This window comes from Pseudomonas sp. TSRC2-2 (genome assembly GCF_049897785.1).
Taxonomy (GTDB): domain Bacteria; phylum Pseudomonadota; class Gammaproteobacteria; order Pseudomonadales; family Pseudomonadaceae; genus Aquipseudomonas.
In genome coordinates, this window is record NZ_JAFCWZ010000015.1 from 61,188 (window position 1) to 79,498 (window position 18,311).

Genomic DNA, 18,311 nt, shown 5'->3' on the forward strand with positions numbered 1-18,311 from the left:
ACCCATCATCAGATCAATCCGCGCTCGAGCAGCGCCTGGTGTGCCGCAAGCGGATCTTCAGCCAGGAACAGATCGGCGGTTTGAGAGGTGCGTGCCGACAGCTCGTTGTGGTGGATGTGCACCGTGGGGCCGGCAATCACGGTCGGGCAATTGACGTTGGCCAATAGCTTCGGCAACTGCGCCAATTGCATGGCTTTGCTCGAATACAGCAGCACGCCACGGGCTTGCAGATGCTCGACGGTCAGCGCCAGTTCGCCGGCCGGCAACGGCCAGTCGAACACTTGCACCGGGCAATCGGCGCTGCTGATCAGCCACGCGCACAGCCACAGATGCGGCTCCAGCGGCAGGTCGGAATGATTGATCAACAGCAGCGGCGCCGAATGCAGTTGGCGGTTGTTGTGGTAGATGCGTGCACCGAACTTGCTGCGCAGCCAGGAGAAGAAAAACGTCCGCTCCATCTGCGCGCCGAACTGCCCCTGCCAACGCTGTTCGAGCTCGGCCAGCAGCGGCATCAGCAATTGCTCGCACAAGGTACGTGGCGGGTAGAGGGCGATCGCCTGATTGACGCTGTCGTCCAGCGTGCGCTCATTCAGCGCGGTCACCGCCGACAGCAAAGTCTGACGCAGACGCTGCCAATCGTTTTCCACGGTTTCGGTGAAGGCCTGCGGCGCGTCGAGCAGCGGCTTGACCTGGCTGACCGCCACGCCACGATTGAGCCAGGTAAGGATGGCCATGATCCGCTGCACATGTTCAGCGCTGTACAGTCGATGGCCCTTGGGCGTGCGCTGGGGCACCACCAACCCGTAGCGACGTTCCCACGCACGCAGGGTGATGGCGTTGACGCCGGTCTGCCGCGCGACTTCGCGAATCGGCAACCAGCCCTCGTCGAGGGCTTTCTTGAAGTCGGCGCCAAGGTCTTCCCGGGCGCTGCGGTCGGGTTTATCGTTCATTAGATCGCGTTTCGCAGACTGAGGTTTTCCGGATGCGGCTGCAGGTAAACCTGCTGCGCGATGTACGGGTCCGGATGGAGTCGGAAGTGGTGTTTGAGCAGCGTCAACGGCACCACCAGCGGCACGATGCCTTGGCGGTACTGCCCGATGACTTGCTGCATTTCCTGTTTGTCTTCGGCACTCAGCGATTGTTTCAAATATCCGCTGAGGTGCAGCAGCACGTTGCAATGGGTGCCGCGGGTGGCGCATTTCTTCAGTGCGGCCATCAGTTCGCTGAAGTAGCGCGGACCAAGTTCGGCAGGATCGCTGTCGGCCATGTTGCCGAGCAGTTTGCCCAGGGTTTTGTATTGCAGCGGGTTGTGCGCCATCAGCAGGTATTTGTAGCGCGAGTGGAATTCGGTAAGGGCGCGGCGGCTCAGGCCCTCAGCGAGCACTTGCTGCCAGGCGCTGTAGGCGAGCACGCGGGTAATGAAGTTTTCCCGCAGCACCGGATCGTTGAGGCGCCCGGCTTCTTCTACCGGCAAGTCAGGATGTTGGGCACAGAATGCCTGCGCATAGATGCCGCGCCCGCCACCGTTCACCGGGGCGCCGTTGGCGTGATAGACCTTGACCCGTTCCAGCCCGCAGGAGGGCGATTGCTGCATGAAAATGTAGCCGGAAAGATCCTGCTGCTCGCCGGCCATTTTCTCACCGTACTCGGCCAGTGGCCTGGTGACATTGATGGTGCGGTCGACGGTGCCGACGGCCTCGGGTTGCTGCGGGTCGCCTACCAGCCGAATCGGCTCGCGCGGAATGCCCATGCCGATGGCGACCTCAGGGCAGAGCGGGACGAAATCAAAATATTGCGCGAGGGTACGGCTGCATAGCCGCGATTCCTTGTGCCCACCGTTGTAGCGCACTTCTTCGCCCAACAGGCAGGCGCTGATGGCGATCTTCGGCTTGGACAGGGAAGCAGTAGACATGAGCACCTCGAATCTATACCTGTACAGAGAGTTGGATCTGTACAACTTTTCCTCAGCATAGATCGATGGATGTACAAGTCAAATGATTTGTATAAGTTTTTTGTGCGGCGCCTAATCTTTGGGCAGAAATCTACTTCCAGCCGAGTAACCAGTGCTCGCTATCTTTGAGCACCTGCCAATCCAGCCGCTCGCTGCGCTGGGTGAGTACCGCCTGCAACTCGACCTCCAGCACCGTACCTTCCTCGTCGCGGATCAGTTCGGTGACCAGAAAATGTTTTTCGCGGTTTTGCGGGTGGGCTGCTGTCCACTTCGACAGCAGCAATTTGCGCGGATTGATGCGATTCATTGCAGGTGTTCGTGCAAGCGACGTGCAGCCTCCTGCCCGCTGAGCCAGGCGCCTTCAACTCGGCCGGACAGGCACCAGTCGCCGCACGCGTAAAGGCCCAGATCGACGTCCGCCAGCGTCGTCCATTCATGGCCAGTGGCAGGGCGGGCGTAGAGCCAGCGGTGGGCCAGGCTGAAGGTGGGCGCAGGCATGGCGCTGTGCAGCAGCTCGGCGAACGCACCGTGCAGATGCTCGATCACTGCTTCCTTGGGCAGGTCGATGTGCTGCCGGCTCCAGGCGCTGGTTGCATGCAGCACCCACGTGTCGAGCGTGGTCTCGCGCCCGGGTTTGCTGCGGTTGCGCGCCAGCCAGTCGAGCGGGCTGTCCTGCACAAAGCAACCTTCGATCGGCGTGTCGAGTGGGGTTTCGAAGGCAAGGGCGACGGCCCAGGTCGGCTCCATTTTCACCCCGGCAGCGACGCCGGCGAGTTTCGGCGCGGCGGCGAGCAGCGCGGTGGCTTGCGGTGCCGGCGTGGCGATCACCACATGGCTGAAGGGGCCGTGTGTCCCGCCGTCGGCGTCCTGCAAGTGCCAGTGTTCTTCACCCCGGTAGACCTCGGTGATGCGGCAGGCAAACTGCACGTCCAGGCCATCGAGCAGGCCACGGGTGATGGCGCTCATGCGCGGCGTGCCGACCCAGCGGGTCTGCTCGTCCGGCGACATGTTCAGTTGCCCGCCCTGGAATGTGTACAGCTGCGGCGTCCACTCGGCGGCCCAGCCCTGGCTCTGCCAGCGCTGCACCTCGGTGACGAAGCGCCGGTCGCGCGCGGTGAAGTATTGAGCGCCCATGTCCAGCGAGCCAGCGTCGCTGCGCTTGCTCGACATGCGCCCGCCGCTGCCACGGCTTTTATCGAACAGTTGAACGGTATGCCCGGTCTCTGTCAGAGCCTGGGCGGCGGAGAGCCCGGCGATGCCGGTGCCGATGATTGCGATAGGTACAGTCATAGGGGCCTCGTTTACCTTTCTGTACAGACTACGCCGTCGATGAAACCTGTACAATTATGTTTTTTGGTATAACTTCTGCCATTCTCGTTTCGTTAGCTTGGCCTATGGTTAAACAATAGAGCCCGCCCGAAGGAAAAGATCCCTGTTTATAAAAATAGACTAGTGATCCGGGTTAAATGCCACGCGAGGAAGATGTCATGCACATATTGCTGACCGGCGGTACTGGTTTGATCGGACGTCAGCTCTGCCGGCACTGGCTGCAACAGGGCCATCGCCTGACGGTGTGGAGTCGCCGCGCAGAAAAAGTCGCGCAGATCTGCGGCGCCCAAGTGCGCGGGATTGCGCGCCTGGAAGACCTCGGCGAAGAGCCGCTGGATGCGATCATCAATCTTGCCGGCGCGCCGATTGCCGATCGCCCCTGGACCCATCGGCGCAAGGCGTTGCTGTGGAGCAGTCGCATCACGCTGACGGAAACGCTGCTGGCGTGGCTGGAAACTCGTGCGCAGAAACCGTCGCTGCTGATTTCCGGCTCGGCGATCGGCTGGTACGGCGACGGTGGCGAGCGCGAGCTGACAGAGGCGTCGCCGCCTGGCATCGACGACTTCGCCAGCCAGTTGTGCATCGCCTGGGAAGAAACCGCGTTGCGCGCCGAAAACCTTGGCATCCGCGTGGTGCTGGTGCGAACCGGTCTGGTGCTGTCAGCCGAGGGCGGCTTTTTGTCGCGGCTGTTGCTGCCGTTCAAACTCGGGCTGGGCGGGCCTTTGGGCAATGGCCGGCAGTGGATGCCATGGATTCACATCGACGATCAAATCGCCCTGATTGATTTTCTTCTACACCGCAATCAGGCGAGCGGTCCATATAATGCCTGCGCGCCCAAACCTGTGCGCAACCGCGAATTTGCCAAGACGCTGGGTAGTGTGTTGCACCGCCCGGCGTTCATGCCGATGCCGACCCTGGCGCTGAAAGTCATGCTCGGCGAGCTGTCACTGTTACTGCTCGGCGGCCAGCGCGCCACGCCGGCACGCTTGCTGGAAGCGGGGTTCGCTTTCCGCTTTACGGATTTACGCGCGGCTCTGGATGATCTCTCCAGCCGCCTCTGAAATAGGACGTTGCATGACCGATCACGCTTTGCTTCTGGTCAACCTGGGCTCTCCGGCCTCCACCTCGGTGGCCGATGTGCGCAGCTACCTCAATCAATTTCTGATGGACCCGTACGTGATCGACCTGCCATGGCCGCTGCGGCGGCTGCTGGTGTCGTTGATCCTGATCAAGCGCCCCGAGCAATCGGCGCATGCCTACGCCTCGATCTGGTGGGAGAAGGGCTCGCCGCTGGTGGTGCTCAGCCGCCGGCTGCAGGACCAGATGACCCGGACGTGGAAACACGGCCCGGTGGATCTGGCGATGCGTTACGGCGAGCCGTCGATCGAAACCTGTCTGCTGCGGCTGGTGAAAGCCGGGCACAAGAAGATCACTTTGGCGCCGCTGTATCCGCAGTTTGCCGACAGCACCACCACCACTGTGATCGAAGAAGCGCGGCGCGTATTGCGCGAGAAGAAACTCGACGTGCAGTTGTCGATCCTGCAACCGTTCTACGATCAGCCGGAATACATCGAAGCACTGGCCGCCAGCGCGCGCCCTCATCTGCAGCAGGATTACGACCATCTGCTGCTGAGCTTTCACGGCTTGCCGGAGCGGCACCTGACCAAGCTCGATCCGAGCGGCAAGCACTGCCTCAAGGGCGCCGATTGCTGCCAGACGGCCTCGCCGGCGGTGTTGGCCACTTGCTACCGCGCGCAGTGTTTCCGTACCGCCGCCGCCTTCGCCAAGACCATGGGCTTGCCGGACGGCAAATGGTCGGTGTCGTTTCAGTCACGCCTGGGCCGGGCGAAGTGGATCGAGCCGTACACCGAAGCGCGGCTGGATGAACTGGCAAAAAGCGGGGTGAAAAAGATTCTGGTGATGTGCCCGGCGTTCGTCGCCGATTGCATCGAGACGCTGGAAGAGATTGGCGATCGCGGCAAGGAACAGTTCCGCGAAGCGGGGGGCGAGGAGTTGGTGCTGGTGCCGTGTCTGAACGACGACGCGCAATGGGCCAAGGCCTTGGCGACCCTCTGCGAACGAGCGCCGCTGGCCCTCTGAAAGTCAAAAGCTTCGCGAGCAAGCCCGCTCCCACATTCAAATGCGATCAAATGTGGGAGCGGGCTTGCTCGCGAAGGCTGACTGTCAGGCGCTGAAGATCTGAAAGGGTTAGATCAGCGGCTCATCCGCCTTCTTCTGCTTCCAGCCATCATTGCCCGGCAGGATCAGGTTCAGCGCAATCGCCACCACCGCGCACAGCGCGATGCCTTTGAGGCCGAAGTCGTCCGGGCCGGTGCCGGTGCCGACCAGCACGCCGCCGATGCCGAACACCAGTGTCACCGAGACGATCACCAGATTGCGCGCTTCGCCCAGGTCGATCTTGTGGCGGATCAGGGTGTTCATGCCCACCGCCGCAATCGAACCGAACAGCAGGCACAGAATCCCGCCCATCACCGGCACTGGAATGCTCTGCAGCAGGGCGCCGAACTTGCCGATGAACGCCAGACTGATGGCAAAGATCGCCGCCCAGGTCATGATTTTCGGGTTGTAGTTCTTGGTCAGCATCACCGCGCCGGTCACTTCGGCGTAGGTGGTATTGGGCGGACCGCCGAACAGGCCAGCGGCGGTGGTGGCGATGCCGTCACCGAGCAGGGTGCGATGCAGGCCCGGCTTCTTCAGATAATCGCGACCTGTCACGCTACCCACAGCAATCACACCACCGATATGCTCGATGGCCGGAGCCAGCGCCACCGGAACGATGAACAGAATCGCCTGCCAGTTGAACTCCGGCGCAGTGAAATGCGGGATCGCAAACCATGGCGCTGCAGCAATCTTCGCGGTATCAACAACGCCGAAATAGAACGCCATACCAAAACCGACCAATACGCCGGAGATGATCGGCACCAGACGGAAGATGCCTTTGCCGAACACCGCCACGATCAGCGTGGTCAGCAGCGCCGGCATCGAAATCATCATCGCCGTCTGATAATGAATCAGCTCGGTGCCGTCCCCGGTTTTGCCCATTGCCATGTTGGCGGCAATCGGCGCCATGGCCAGGCCGATGGAAATGATCACCGGACCGATCACCACCGGAGGCAGTAATCGGTCAATGAAACCGGTGCCTTTGATCTTCACGGCAAGGCCGAGGAAGGTGTAGACGAAACCGGCCGCCATCACCCCGCCCATGGTCGCGGCGAGGCCGAATTGGCCTTTGGCGAGAATGATCGGTGTGATGAAGGCGAAGCTCGACGCCAGGAAGACCGGCACCTGCCGCCCGGTGACGATCTGGAACAGGATCGTCCCCAGACCCGCGGTGAACAGTGCCACGTTCGGGTCCAGGCCCGTGATCAGTGGCATCAGCACCAACGCGCCGAAAGCCACGAACAGCATCTGCGCGCCGGACAGCACCGTGCGCCAGAGCGGATCGTTGAACTCTTGCTGCATGGTTACGCGTCCTTCTGCTTGGTGCCGAAGATCTTGTCACCGGCGTCGCCAAGCCCAGGGATGATGTAGCCGTGCTCGTTCAGACGTTCATCGATGGACGCGGTATAGATGGTCACATCCGGGTGCGCCTGTTCTACGGCAGCAATGCCTTCCGGCGCGGCGACCAGGACCATGGCGCGGATGTCGCGGCAACCGGCCTTTTTCAGCAGGTCGATGGTGGCAACCATGGAGCTGCCGGTGGCGAGCATCGGGTCGATGATCATCGCCAGGCGTTCGTCGATTTCCGGTACCAGTTTTTCAAGGTAGGTGTGCGCTTGCAGGGTTTCTTCGTTGCGGGCAACGCCCACAGCGGAGACCTTGGCGCCCGGGATCAGGCTGAGCACGCCTTCGAGCATGCCGATACCGGCACGCAGGATCGGCACGACGGTGATCTTCTTGCCGGCGATCTTCTCCACCGACACAGTGCCGCACCAGCCGGCAATGTCGTAGGATTCGAGCGGCAAATCTTTTGTAGCTTCATAGGTCAACAGGGCGCCGACTTCCTGAGCGAGCTCGCGGAAATTCTTGGTGCTGATGTCAGCGCGGCGCATCAGGCCGAGTTTATGACGGATCAGCGGATGGCGGATCTCGAGGATGGGCATGGGAAAAGGCTCCGGCGGCGGGCAAAAAAACCGGCCTAGATTAATCTATCCGTGAGTGATGTCCTATAGGACATTCTGTACGTTAGTCCATAAGAGCTTGATTCGACCTCGCGGGATGCGTACCTTTGCCCGCTTTTCCAATTCCGCCACCCCTGGAGAGCGCCATGTCCGCTGATCTCGAGCATATCCGTCAAATCATGCGAGAGGCTGACTGCCTGTACACCGAGTCTGAAGTAGAGGCAGCCATCGCCCGTGTCGGTGCACAAATCAATGAGCAACTGGCGGACACCAACCCGGTGGTGTTCTGCGTGATGAACGGCGGCCTGATCTTCTCCGGCAAACTGCTGACCCATCTGCAATTCCCGCTGGAAGCGTCCTACCTGCACGCGACCCGTTATCGCAACGAAACCAGCGGCGGCGACCTGTTCTGGAAAGCCAAGCCGGAAGTCTCGTTCATCGACCGCGACGTGCTGATCATCGACGACATCCTCGACGAAGGTCACACCCTGGGCGCGATCATCGACTTCTGCAAACACGCCGGCGCGCGCAAAGTGCACACCGCCGTGCTGATCGACAAGGATCACGACCGCAAGGCGCGCCCTGACCTGAAAGCCGATTTCGTCGGCCTGCCGTGCATCGACCGCTACATCTTCGGTTATGGCATGGACTACAAAGGCTACTGGCGCAATGCCAACGGGATTTACGCCGTTAAAGGCATGTAATCCAAGCCTCGATCCAATGTGGGAGCGGGCTTGCTCGCGAAAGCGGGGTATCAGTCGACATTCATTTTGAATGTCAGGCCGCCTTCGCGAGCTAGCCCGCTCCCACAGTTGTTTTTGTGTGTGCTGATCCTTCCGCGACACCCATGCTAGAGTGCTCGGCCCCGCCCCGGAGTCCTTCATGCGCCTCTTGTCCCGTAGCCTCGCCGCCCTGTTGCTGTCCCTCAGCCTGCCGCTGTCCGCCGCGCCGATGCACAGTCAATTCCTGCCGCCCGATGATCTGACCGTGCGCGATGCCGAGCCCGAGCAGCAACAACTGATGCAAGTCAGCGAGTACTCGGTGGTGGTGGGTGCGCAACGCCAATCCAATCAGCAGCCGATTCCGGTCACGTCATCCTTGTTGATCCGCCTCAAGGGCAAGTCGCTGAACAAAGGCGCAACCATCAATCAGGTATTGGTGAGTTTCGACGGCGAAAGCAAAAGCCTGAAAAAGCCGGCCTACGACGACAAGAGTAAAACCCTGACGCTGTTCTACCCGCTGGCGCAATACCGCGTGGTGATGGATCTGCTGCGCAACGACACGGTGTATGTGCAGTTCCTCAGTTACGCCAACGGCCACATCTGGGCCGATTTGCACACCGGGGCGATTCGTCCGCGTTGAGCCGGGCGACCGGGCAGGGGTAAACTGCCCGCCCCGTGTCATGTCTGCAAGCTGGAGTCGGCAATGCGTAAAGATAAGAAACAAATGATTGGTGACGAGATCGGCGATGAGCAGATCAAGCTGTTCCTCGATTTTGAGCCGGTCGACGCCACTTCACCGTCGCTGCACAAACTGATCAAGGCTTATCGCGGCCTGCGCATCGACGACTTCGAACGTTTTCTGGGGTTTTTCGTCGCGGCCGGTTTTGACGTCGATGGCAAGGACGAGCAGGGCAAGACCTTTGTCGAGCTGATCAAGGATCAGCGTAATGCCGCCGACTACATCGAGCTGATCGACAAGGCTCGCGGCTAGGATCAAAAGCAAGATCAAAAGATCGCAGCGTTCCGCAGCTCCTACACGGGATCGATGTACACCCTGTAGGAGCTGCGGAACGCTGCGATCTTTTGCTTCTCACAGGCATAAAAAACGCCCCGAACGGGGCGTTTTTTATGCAGCGAGATCAAGCGAAGCTTGGCGTCTCGCTGCTTTCCTCAACCAGCTCCAGGGAGATGTTGTTCTGCGTGTTGATCTTGCGATACAGCGCAGCATCGGTTTCCAGAACCTTTTCCCGGGCCGGGAAGATTTCCGCCAGTTTGGCCGCCCATTCGCCGGACGCCTTGCCCGGGAAGCACTTCTCGATCAGCTCGAGCATGATCGAAACGGTCACCGACGCGCCAGGCGATGCGCCGAGCAGGGCGGCGAGGGAGCCGTCTTTGGCGGCGACCAGTTCGGTACCGAACTGCAGAATTCCGCCCTTTTTCGGGTCCTTCTTGATGATCTGCACCCGTTGGCCGGCCACTTCCAGGCGCCAGTCTTCGGCTTTTGCCTGCGGGTAGAAACGGCGCAGGGAATCCAGGCGCTGCTCCATCGATTGCATCACTTCGCTGACCAGGTACTTGGTCAGGTCCATGTTGTTTTTCGCCACCGCCAGCATCGGCCCGATATTGCCGGCACGCACCGACATTGGCAGGTCCATGAAGGAGCCGTGCTTGAGGAACTTGGTGGTGAAACCGGCGTATGGCCCGAACAGCAGGGATTTCTTGCCATCGACCACGCGGGTGTCAAGGTGCGGCACCGACATGGGTGGCGAACCTACGGCGGCCTGGCTGTAGACCTTGGCCTGGTGCTGTTTGACCACTTCCGGGTTATCGCAACGCAGCCACTGGCCACTGATCGGGAAGCCGCCGAAGCCTTTGCTTTCTTCGATGCCCGAAGCCTGCAGCAACGGCAGCGCCGCGCCACCGGCGCCGAGGAAGACGAATTTGGCGTCGACTTCGCGTGTGTTGCCGTTGTTGACGTCCTTGATGCTGACGGTCCAGCCGGCGCCGTTACGCTTGAGGCCCGTCACGCGCTTGCAGTATTTGACTTGGGTATCCGGAGCGCTGGTCAGGTGCTTGAGCAACTGATTGGTCAGGGCGCCGAAGTTGACGTCGGTGCCGTTCATCACGCGGGTGGCGGCGAGGACTTCGTCGGGCGAACGGCCCGGCATCATCAGCGGCATCCACTCGGCCATCTTGCCTTTGTCTTCGGTGTATTCCATGTCGGCAAACGCGTGGTGTCTGCTCAGGACATTGAAGCGTTCCTTGAGGAATGACACACCGCTGTCGCCCTGAACGAAACTCAGGTGCGGCACCGGGCTGATGAATGATTTGCACGAGCCGAACGTGCCTTTCTTGGTCAGGTACGACCAGAACTGCTTCGACACCTCGAACTGAGTGTTGATGTGCACGGCTTTCTTGATGTCGACGCTGCCGTCGGCGGCCTGCGGCGTGTAGTTCAGCTCGCACAGACCGGCATGGCCGGTACCGGCGTTGTTCCATGGGTTGGAACTCTCGGCAGCACCGGAATCCATCAGCTCGACGACTTCCAGCTTGATCGCGGGGTCGAGCTCTTTGAGCAGTACGGCCAGGGTGGCACTCATGATGCCGGCCCCTACCAGAACTACGTCGACTGCTTCGTTATGCGCCATTTAACGCGTCTCCCAAATCTGCAGCACCAAATTGTCGGCATGGCTGCCAGGCGTTCCAGGCAGGTCAGTGGGCCCGGGCTATCCGTGGTCAGGTTGGCCATGTCCGAATCTTCGCAATTTTTCGCAACTTCGACGGATGCGTGCGGCCTGGTTTCAAGCGTTCAATGAACGCATTTTCACACAGGGCTGGCAATTCGACTTATGGCCGAGACATCCGTTTTCGTGCAACCAAATCCGTAGCGGACAGGCTTCAGGCTCCGGTATTCGAGGTATACCCGGTCCTGTGTCGTTGGGCTGTTTCAGACGCCAATGGTGCATGTTCAGACGCAAAACTATTCATTTGCTCGCCACACTCTTGTGAAGTTGTGAAAACCCGTTTTTTTCACGCTCTTTTGAAGACGTGAACCTCAAAAAGGGCTGCCTTGGCCTGGCACCTGCCCGCTAGGGCAAAACAACGCGGTGGCCGAGCGAATGACAGCTCTGCAGATTCGCGAAAAGCGGGTTTTTGCCGGAAGAACAGGCAAGCGCGCCAACTTCACTCGATCTGTGTGGGCGGCTCTCTGTGGGCGATTTTGATGTCAATGCGTGCGCATTGACGCTGTTGCGGGGCCCGATCAGGAGACGTCCTTATAATCGGGGGGAGATTGTAGCGAAGAAATGCGCGCAGTTGCTCGTGTTTAATGACTTTTATTAGGCATCCGGTCAGATGCTCAACTGCACCTGGCCCCGTGCGCGCATTTGTCGCGGTACGACGCGGGCGCTGGCGGGCAGCGGCTGGTTCAACCAGGTCAGGCGAATTTCCTCGATTTCCACCCAGCCGTCACCCATCGGTTGCAGGCTGCACTGCTTGAAGGCCTGGCAATGACCGTTGCGGTCGAGCAGGGCAAAGCTGCGGTGCAGCGGGCGTGGGGCGAACAGCGAGATCAGATAACGCATGGCAGAGTTCCTTGAAGGAGGACTGCTGTGAAGAATGCCGGCGAGGCGTGACGCGGCGGTGTATGGACGATGAAGAATGTGTGACAGGAACCGCTTTGGGCGGGGTTTGTCTGACATTTCAGTATTCACTGTGCGGCGCTGGTTACGCGCCGTGGCCCACCGCTATACTGCCGGCCTGTTTGTGCCTGATTCTGGAGAGAAGAGCATGTTGCAACGCCTGTTGTTCGGTTTGATCACTGTCGCCGGTTTGACCCTGGCCGGCTGCGCCCACAGCCCGCAACAACTGAATCCGGAGCCGAAGCTGACCACGCAACTGCCAGCGGTAGGTCGTGGCCAACCTGTGGTGGTGCGTGTGGTCGATGGTCGCCCGTCGCCAACCCTGGGCACCCGTGGCGGTCTGTATCCGGAAACCAGCGCCATCACTGTGCAGCGCGAGCAGATCCTGCCCAAGCTGCAGGCCCAGGCCGAAGCCGCCGTGCGTCTGCTCGGCTTCACCCCGACCACCAGCGCACCCAACGCGCCGCAGCTGACCGTGACCCTGGCCGAGCTGAAGTACCAGTCGCCGAAAGAGGGCATGTACGTGACCGAAGCCACCATCGGCGCAACCTTCCGCTCCGACGTGCAGAACGCCAACCGCCGCTACAGCGGGCGCTACGGTGCTTCGCTGGACCAGCGCTTCGGCATGGCGCCGAATCAGGAGACCAATACCAAACTGGTCAGCGACGTGTTGAGCGATGCGTTGACGCGTCTGTTCAAGGACCCGACGGTGGGTCAGGTTCTTGCTGAGTAAGCTTTTCGGCAGAGGCAAAAAAGCCCGGGGCCAGTAATGGCCCCGGGCGTTTTCATGCAGATCGATTCCCTGTAGGAGCTGCCGAAGGCTGCGATCTTTTGATCTTAAAACCAACATCAAGAGATCGCAGCCTTCGGCAGCTCCTACACGGGGAGTTTCATTCACGCAGCCTGCGAATAAAAATCGAGCACGCTCACTCCGGTCAGCAAATCGGTCTCAGGCAGGTCCGCATGCTGATGCCCGCCCAGTGCGCAGTACACCAGCCAGTGCCGATCCTGCACGTTGAAAGCAAGGCCGCCGACCAGGCTTTGCTGGTCGTCGTAAGGAGTAATGAGATAAAGGCGATCCTGGTTTTCCGCGTGCAGCATGTCGCATTCCATTCGGGTTTCGAGGCGCGCAGGGTGAAGCATCCACGTGACGATGCCATGACACAGGGCAGCCATCGGTCGATTGTCGGGTTATTTGTCGCAAAGGCTGGGGCAGGGCGGTAGGGTTTGGGTAGAATCCGCGCCGCGGTCGTCGATCTGGCGTCTGCCATACCGGTTTAGTTCGAGGTCTGTGATGTCGCTGCACTTGATGACGCTGTTTACCGCCCATCCCGCCAAGTTGATCAACCTGCTGGCCTTGCTTCTGGCCTTTCCAGGCAGTTGGCTGCTGCACGCAACCCGCCGCCGCGAGCAACGCGCGCAGGCCAGTCTCGCTGCCCAGCGCCAGGCGCAGCCGAATGCCGAGCCGATCCTTGATTGGGCGACGTTGCGCATGAACCGGTTTTTCTATCGTTTTGGTTTTGCCTGTCTGGGCCTGGCACTGATCGTCTCGTGGATCAGCACGCGCTTTTAAAAGCAAAAGATCGTCCGATCGCGGCCCGAGCCTTCGGCAGCTCCTACAGGATGTGCATCATTCCCATGTAGGAGCTGCCGAAGGCTGCGATCTTTTGATCTTGCGGTTGCTTTACAACGGCAACCCAGCCTTGACCCGATACTGATTGCGCACCGGCGTTGCATATTGCAGCACCAGATACGGACGATGCTCGGCGGGGCAGGCATCCAGTCGGCTCTGCCACTCATCCTGCGCCTTGGCCAGTTCGTCAGCCGGGAACACCTCAGCTGCCTTCGGCACATTCAATTGCGGATCGGCATCGGTCCACTGCGCGTACGCCAGGTAATGCACCGGGAACAACCGGTAGCCGCCGAGAATCTGCTTGTCCATCTCGATCGCCAGTTGCTTGGTGTCTTCGAACACCTCGGTAATCGGCGCGGCAAAGTTTACGTGCACCCGGCCCTTGTAGCCGGTGATGCCCTTGGCAATGCTCACGTCATCCTCGCCCGGCGCCTTGGCGTAGGTGCCGGTGGTAGCGCGGATGTACAGTTCGCGGGCCTTGGCCTGGTCGCACGGGTCGTACTCATAACTGATCGACACCGGGGTGACGTTGAGCGAGCGGATCACTTCGCCGAACGGCTCGTCCTTGCGGCTCATGTGGAACATCTTGAGGATCGCCGACTCGGTGCGGTCGTCGCCATCCTTCGCCCGACCTTCAGCCTGCGCGATCCAGATCGAGGCGCAATCGTTGCGGATCGAGTGGTTGATGTACGCCGACAACAGTTGATACGCCGCCATTTTCTCGCGACGGCCGGTGATCGAGCGATGCACGATGAAGCTCTTGTTCAAGCGCATCAGGTCGCTGACAAACGGCTTTTGCAGCAGGTTGTCGCCAATCGCGATGCGCGGCGTCGGCAGGCCGGCGTGGTACACGGCGTAGTTGACGAAGGCCGGGTCCATCACGATATCGCGATGGTTGGCGATGAACAGGTAGGCGCTGCCGGACTTGAATTGCTCGACACCGGTATACGTCACACCGTCGGTGGCGCGTTCGATGGTGTGGTCGACGTAGAACTCGACTTTGTCCTGTAAGGTAGCCACGGAATTCACGTCGGCAAACTCACGACGCAGCCGATGGGCTATAAGAGGTTTGAGCATCCAGCCGAAGGCACCGGCAAAACGCGGGAAGCGGAAGTGGGTGAGGATATCTAGAAACGCCTTGTCGCCGAGCAGCCTTGCCAGTACCGCAGGTACTTCGCTGTCGTCGTAAGGTCGGATGGCATCGAATTCGCCCATCATGCTCTCTTGTTGGAAACGGCTAGGGTAAGTAAAGGGTTTGATCGAAAACCTGCGGGGCATGGTCTGAAAGTAGCCAGACAAAAATAGCCCTGCAAATAGACCGGCGATTATACGCACAAGTCACTGGGGAGACCGCGATGCTGGAAAATGCAGTGTATGAATGTCCTTATTGCGGTGAAGAAGTCGAGACCACGCTGGATCTGTCCGGCGGCGACCAAACGTACATCGAAGACTGCCAGGTGTGCTGTCGTCCGATCACCTTTGTCCTGCAGGTACATGAAGACGAGTGGCATCTGGAAGTCTTCAGCGAAAACGAATGAGGGGCCGCGTATGCAGCGCATCTACGAACCGGCGAACCTGATGGAAGGCGAAATGCTCAAGGGCATGCTCGCCAATGAAGGGATCGAGGCGCACCTGATCGGCCGTGATCTGGTGGGCGGTGCGGGTGAATTGCCGATCTTCGGACTGCTCTGGCTGTCGGTTGAGAACGATCAGGCCGAATACGCCCGCGAGCTGATCACCGCGTACAATGCCGCGCTGCCGCTGCCCGGCGACGAACCGGAAAGCTTCCCCGGGACGCTGGTCTGTTAGGCTGACGTTGGTTTTATCAAGAGTCGTGTTGCCCCATGTGTGGACGTTATGCCCTGTTTCGCTGGAACCGCGACTTCGCGGCCCTGCCAGGTTTTCCCGCCGATCAGCAGGCGCAGTGGAACATTTCCCCCAATGATTCGGTGTTGATGCTGCGTGCCGACGAAGCCGGCGGGCGCACGTTGGCGCGTGCGCGCTGGGGGCTGACGCCGCCGTGGCTGACCGATCTGTCGAAGACCCCGGCTCATGCCCGCGCCGAAACCGTGGCTGAACAGCCAATGTTTCGTGAGGCCTTGCGTCTGCGCCGCTGCCTGCTGCCGGCCAACGGTTTTTACGAATGGCGTGGCACCCAGCGCAAACGCCCCTATTGGCTGACGCCGGGGGAGGGCTCTTCGCTGTTTTTCGCGGCGATCTGGGAAGCGTATCCGGTGCCGGAGCAGGTCTGGCTGAGCGCGGCGGTGATCACTCAGTCGGCGGCGAGTCAGCGGCGGCCGTTGATTCTCGATGAAGCGGGGCAGGCTGCCTGGCTCGATCCCGAAACGCCGCTGCATGTGTTGCAGGGATTGCTCGCCAGTGAACCGGCGGCGCTGCGCGAGCGGGTGTTGGCGAATCTGGTGAATGATCCGAAGTTGAATGGGCCGGAGTGTCTCACCCCGGCGTGATGTAAAAAGCGAAAAGATCGCAGCCTTCGGCAGCTCCTACAGGAAAATGCACATCCCGATGCGGGAGCTGCCGAAGGCTGCGATCTTTTGATCTTGCCCCTAGACCTTGAACTGATTGATCAACCGCCGCTGCTGCTCGGCCAGTTTGGTCAAACCGGCGCTCGCCGAACTCGACTCATCCGCACCGCCCGCCACTTCATTGGCCACCTGACCGATATTGATCACGTTGCGGTTGATGTCATCGGCCACTGCGCTCTGCTCTTCCGCCGCACTGGCAATCTGCGTGTTCATGTCGTTGATCACTGATACCGCCTGCGTGATCGTCTCCAGTGCCTCGGCCGCTTTCGCCGCGTGTTGCACGCTTTCGTCGGTGCGGTTCTGGCTATCTTCCATTACCCGAACCACGTCGCGGGTGCCCTGTTGCAACTGTTGGATCATCGTCTGGATTTCTTCAGTGGCTTTCTGGGTTTTCTGCGCCAGATTGCGCACTTCGTCAGCGACCACGGCAAACCCGCGACCCTGCTCGCCGGCCCGTGCTGCTTCGATCGCCGCGTTGAGCGCGAGCAGGTTGGTCTGTTCGGCGATGCCGCGAATGGCAGTGAGGATGGCGTTGATGTTTTCGCTGTCCTTGGCCAGCGTCTGCACCACGTCGACAGCCTTGCCGATTTCCACTGCCAGCACGCCAATCGAATTCGACGTGTCGCGCACGATCTGCATGCCCTGGCTGGCGGCCTGATCGGCGTGGCTGGCGGCTTGTGCGGCCTGGGTGGCGTTGCGCGCAACGTCCTGGGCGGTGGCGGTCATCTCCTGCACGGCGGTCGCGACTTGATCGATTTCGGCCATTTGTTTCTGCACGCCGATGTTGGTGCGGATGGCAATGTCTGCAGTGTGTTCCGAGGAATCGCTGACGCTCTGCACCGAGGTCACCACCTGGGTGATCATGGCCTGCAACTTGGCGAGGAAGGTGTTGAAGCCTTTGGCAATCGAGCCCAGTTCATCGCTGCGGTCACTGCTCAAGCGACGGGTCAGGTCACCTTCGCCCTGAGCGATGTCATCGAGCATGGCGACCATTTGCTTGAGTGGCCGCGCGATGCCATGTCCGACCAGCCAGATCACCAGCAGGCCGAGACCGGCGATGATCAGGCCGACCATCGCCATGCCGAAGGTGTCGGATTTACGCTGCGCATCGAGGTCGGCCTGCAGGTTTTGCAGATCGGCCATGACGGCGTTGAGCGGCAATTGCAGCATCAGCGTCCAGCGCGCGTCGGTCTGGCCGATGCCGAACGGCAGGTACAACTCGATACGGCCCTTGGCCTGATTGACCGAGTAGGTGACCTCATCGCGCTTGAGGTTGGCGAGGTTGCTGGCCTGTTCGGCATCAAGGATGTCGCTGACTTTTTCACCGAATTTGCTCGAGTCCCTGGTGTAGGCAACGATTCGCCCGTTGCCGCCGACCAGAGCCATTTCACCGGCGCCGCTGTAAAGCTTCTGGTTGGCGGCGAGGAGCATGTCCTGAATGAAGTTCACCGAAAGGTCGGCACCGACAATGCCCTGGAACGCGCCGTTGACCATGATCGGTTCAATGAACGAGGCGAGCATGACGATCTTGTCGCCGACTTTGTACGGTGCCGGGTCGATCACGCAGGGTTTCTTGGTTTCTTTCGAGCACAGGTAGTACTCGCTGGCGCGCACCCCGGTAGAGAGGGTTTTCTGGTCGTCGACATCGGCCAGTTTGTCCACGCCCAGGCTGCCGTCGGTATTGCGAAACCACCACGGTAGAAAGCGGCCGTTGGCGGGATCGATGCCGACCACAGAGCTGCCAACGTAGGCCGCGTCGTTGTGGTCCAGTGCGTTTTTTTCCCAGCCGATGTAGGTGCCGAGAATTTTCGGGTTCTTCTCGACGTTTTCCTTGATCAGGCTGATCAGCTGCTCGCGGCTGACGCTCAGGCGCGGCTGGCCATCGGCGCCGGTTGTACCGAGCAGAGCGTTGAAGCGCACCAGGCCGCCGGCGATCAGCAGCGGCGCTTCGAGCTCGCGCTGGATCTGGCTGACCTGGGTCTGCGCCAGCGAAGTCAGGCGCTGTTCAATGACTAGCTCGAACTGCGCCTGGGTGCGCTGTTGCACCATTTCTTGAGTGCGGCTGCCGGAGAACAACGCGTACAGCACCAGCGCCGCGACCACGCTGAGGACGATGGCGCCGGCCAGGGCGGCGACGGAAAACTGGATCGACTTGAACTTCATGGGAGCTCCGCACGCAAGAGGACAATCTGCGAGGGATTTATCGGCGGGGTGAGCGCGGCCATGAGAGACGTTGGTCGGAATCGCCGCGCGATGTCGCTGATGGATCGGTGCGCGGCGGATTCAATGCGCGTTGAGGAATTTCCAGCGAGTCTTGCGGCCATAGCTGAATGCACGCGCAATGCGT

21 protein-coding genes and 1 pseudogene are annotated in these 18,311 nt (G+C 60.5%); 10 read left to right on the plus strand and 12 right to left on the minus strand.

Annotation, left to right across the window (positions count from 1 at the left end):
* Positions 1 to 8: 8 nt before the first annotated feature.
* From ACP7D9_RS26420 to ACP7D9_RS26435, 4 genes are all read right to left on the minus strand, one after another.
* Positions 9 to 950, minus strand: coding sequence for a MerR family transcriptional regulator (locus ACP7D9_RS26420; RefSeq protein WP_426160073.1), 942 nt, complete (start codon positions 948 to 950; stop codon positions 9 to 11).
* Positions 950 to 1,912, minus strand: coding sequence for a YbgA family protein (locus ACP7D9_RS26425; RefSeq protein WP_426160074.1), 963 nt, complete (start codon positions 1,910 to 1,912; stop codon positions 950 to 952). Before ACP7D9_RS26425 ends, ACP7D9_RS26420 begins: the two co-directional genes overlap by 1 nt.
* A gap of 130 nt (positions 1,913 to 2,042) precedes the next feature.
* On the minus strand, positions 2,043 to 2,258 hold the full coding sequence (locus ACP7D9_RS26430; RefSeq protein WP_076564097.1) for a TIGR02450 family Trp-rich protein: 216 nt from the start codon (positions 2,256 to 2,258) through the stop codon (positions 2,043 to 2,045).
* Positions 2,255 to 3,241, minus strand: coding sequence for an NAD(P)/FAD-dependent oxidoreductase (locus ACP7D9_RS26435; protein WP_313000699.1), 987 nt, complete (start codon positions 3,239 to 3,241; stop codon positions 2,255 to 2,257). Before ACP7D9_RS26435 ends, ACP7D9_RS26430 begins: the two co-directional genes overlap by 4 nt.
* A 197-nt stretch (positions 3,242 to 3,438) precedes the next feature.
* Between ACP7D9_RS26435 and ACP7D9_RS26440 the strand changes: the two genes are divergently transcribed.
* Entirely contained in the window at positions 3,439 to 4,341 is a 903-nt protein-coding gene (locus tag ACP7D9_RS26440) for a TIGR01777 family oxidoreductase (RefSeq protein ID WP_426160075.1), read from the plus strand.
* Positions 4,342 to 4,354: 13 nt separating this feature from the next.
* The gene (hemH, locus tag ACP7D9_RS26445) at positions 4,355 to 5,380 is read left to right on the plus strand and encodes a ferrochelatase (protein ID WP_426160076.1); all 1,026 of its coding nucleotides are present in this window, start codon (positions 4,355 to 4,357) and stop codon (positions 5,378 to 5,380) included.
* A gap of 108 nt (positions 5,381 to 5,488) precedes the next feature.
* Here hemH and ACP7D9_RS26450 read toward each other — a convergent pair whose 3' ends face one another.
* Together ACP7D9_RS26450 and upp are read right to left on the minus strand one after the other, a co-directional pair.
* On the minus strand, positions 5,489 to 6,763 hold the full coding sequence (locus tag ACP7D9_RS26450) for a uracil-xanthine permease family protein (RefSeq protein ID WP_426160077.1): 1,275 nt from the start codon (positions 6,761 to 6,763) through the stop codon (positions 5,489 to 5,491).
* A gap of 2 nt (positions 6,764 to 6,765) precedes the next feature.
* Positions 6,766 to 7,404: a uracil phosphoribosyltransferase gene (gene upp / locus ACP7D9_RS26455; RefSeq protein WP_024014279.1), complete on the minus strand. Its 639-nt coding sequence runs from the start codon at positions 7,402 to 7,404 to the stop codon at positions 6,766 to 6,768.
* 164 nt (positions 7,405 to 7,568) lie between these two features.
* Here upp and ACP7D9_RS26460 point away from each other — a divergent pair, with 164 nt between their 5' ends.
* From ACP7D9_RS26460 to ACP7D9_RS26470, 3 genes are all read left to right on the plus strand, one after another.
* The gene (locus ACP7D9_RS26460) at positions 7,569 to 8,126 is read left to right on the plus strand and encodes a hypoxanthine-guanine phosphoribosyltransferase (protein WP_426160078.1); all 558 of its coding nucleotides are present in this window, start codon (positions 7,569 to 7,571) and stop codon (positions 8,124 to 8,126) included.
* A 178-nt stretch (positions 8,127 to 8,304) separates the two neighbouring features.
* A complete protein-coding gene (locus ACP7D9_RS26465) occupies positions 8,305 to 8,784 on the plus strand; it encodes a hypothetical protein (protein ID WP_101161920.1) in 480 nt (159 codons plus the stop codon).
* 63 nt (positions 8,785 to 8,847) lie between these two features.
* Positions 8,848 to 9,135, plus strand: coding sequence for a PA4642 family protein (locus ACP7D9_RS26470; RefSeq protein ID WP_426160079.1), 288 nt, complete (start codon positions 8,848 to 8,850; stop codon positions 9,133 to 9,135).
* Positions 9,136 to 9,283: 148 nt separating this feature from the next.
* On the opposite strand, the gene mqo is transcribed toward ACP7D9_RS26470, so the two are convergent.
* Positions 9,284 to 10,792 carry a malate dehydrogenase (quinone) gene (gene mqo / locus ACP7D9_RS26475; RefSeq protein ID WP_426160080.1) on the minus strand — a complete coding sequence of 503 codons (1,509 nt, stop codon included), beginning with the start codon at positions 10,790 to 10,792 and terminating at the stop codon, positions 9,284 to 9,286.
* Between the two features lie 702 nt (positions 10,793 to 11,494).
* Positions 11,495 to 11,728, minus strand: a complete 234-nt coding sequence (locus ACP7D9_RS26480; RefSeq protein ID WP_039761314.1) for a hypothetical protein — start codon at positions 11,726 to 11,728, stop codon at positions 11,495 to 11,497.
* Between the two features lie 205 nt (positions 11,729 to 11,933).
* On the opposite strand from ACP7D9_RS26480, the gene ACP7D9_RS26485 reads away from it, so the two are divergent.
* Complete coding sequence (locus tag ACP7D9_RS26485; RefSeq protein ID WP_042609724.1) at positions 11,934 to 12,518, plus strand: YajG family lipoprotein; 585 nt, start codon at positions 11,934 to 11,936, stop codon at positions 12,516 to 12,518.
* Between the two features lie 161 nt (positions 12,519 to 12,679).
* On the opposite strand, the gene ACP7D9_RS26490 is transcribed toward ACP7D9_RS26485, so the two are convergent.
* Entirely contained in the window at positions 12,680 to 12,886 is a 207-nt protein-coding gene (locus ACP7D9_RS26490; protein ID WP_101161924.1) for a hypothetical protein, read from the minus strand.
* 193 nt (positions 12,887 to 13,079) lie between these two features.
* On the opposite strand from ACP7D9_RS26490, the gene ACP7D9_RS26495 reads away from it, so the two are divergent.
* On the plus strand, positions 13,080 to 13,358 hold the full coding sequence (locus ACP7D9_RS26495; protein ID WP_039761318.1) for a hypothetical protein: 279 nt from the start codon (positions 13,080 to 13,082) through the stop codon (positions 13,356 to 13,358).
* A gap of 111 nt (positions 13,359 to 13,469) precedes the next feature.
* Here ACP7D9_RS26495 and ACP7D9_RS26500 read toward each other — a convergent pair whose 3' ends face one another.
* The gene (locus ACP7D9_RS26500) at positions 13,470 to 14,633 is read right to left on the minus strand and encodes a 1-acyl-sn-glycerol-3-phosphate acyltransferase (RefSeq protein ID WP_426160081.1); all 1,164 of its coding nucleotides are present in this window, start codon (positions 14,631 to 14,633) and stop codon (positions 13,470 to 13,472) included.
* A gap of 140 nt (positions 14,634 to 14,773) precedes the next feature.
* On the opposite strand from ACP7D9_RS26500, the gene ACP7D9_RS26505 reads away from it, so the two are divergent.
* From ACP7D9_RS26505 to ACP7D9_RS26515, 3 genes are read left to right on the plus strand one after another with little or no spacing between them, the layout of a single operon-like run.
* Entirely contained in the window at positions 14,774 to 14,956 is a 183-nt protein-coding gene (locus ACP7D9_RS26505) for a CPXCG motif-containing cysteine-rich protein (RefSeq protein ID WP_101161926.1), read from the plus strand.
* Between the two features lie 10 nt (positions 14,957 to 14,966).
* Positions 14,967 to 15,227: a putative signal transducing protein gene (locus ACP7D9_RS26510; RefSeq protein ID WP_101161927.1), complete on the plus strand. Its 261-nt coding sequence runs from the start codon at positions 14,967 to 14,969 to the stop codon at positions 15,225 to 15,227.
* 35 nt (positions 15,228 to 15,262) lie between these two features.
* Positions 15,263 to 15,886, plus strand: a complete 624-nt coding sequence (locus ACP7D9_RS26515; protein ID WP_426160082.1) for an SOS response-associated peptidase — start codon at positions 15,263 to 15,265, stop codon at positions 15,884 to 15,886.
* 99 nt (positions 15,887 to 15,985) lie between these two features.
* Here ACP7D9_RS26515 and ACP7D9_RS26520 read toward each other — a convergent pair whose 3' ends face one another.
* Both ACP7D9_RS26520 and ACP7D9_RS26525 read right to left on the minus strand, forming a co-directional pair.
* Positions 15,986 to 16,828: a methyl-accepting chemotaxis protein gene (locus ACP7D9_RS26520; RefSeq protein ID WP_371918396.1), complete on the minus strand. Its 843-nt coding sequence runs from the start codon at positions 16,826 to 16,828 to the stop codon at positions 15,986 to 15,988.
* A 12-nt stretch (positions 16,829 to 16,840) separates the two neighbouring features.
* Positions 16,841 to 18,127: pseudogene (locus ACP7D9_RS26525) on the minus strand (HAMP domain-containing protein); the annotation flags it as partial.
* Between the last annotated feature and the right edge of the window lie 184 nt (positions 18,128 to 18,311).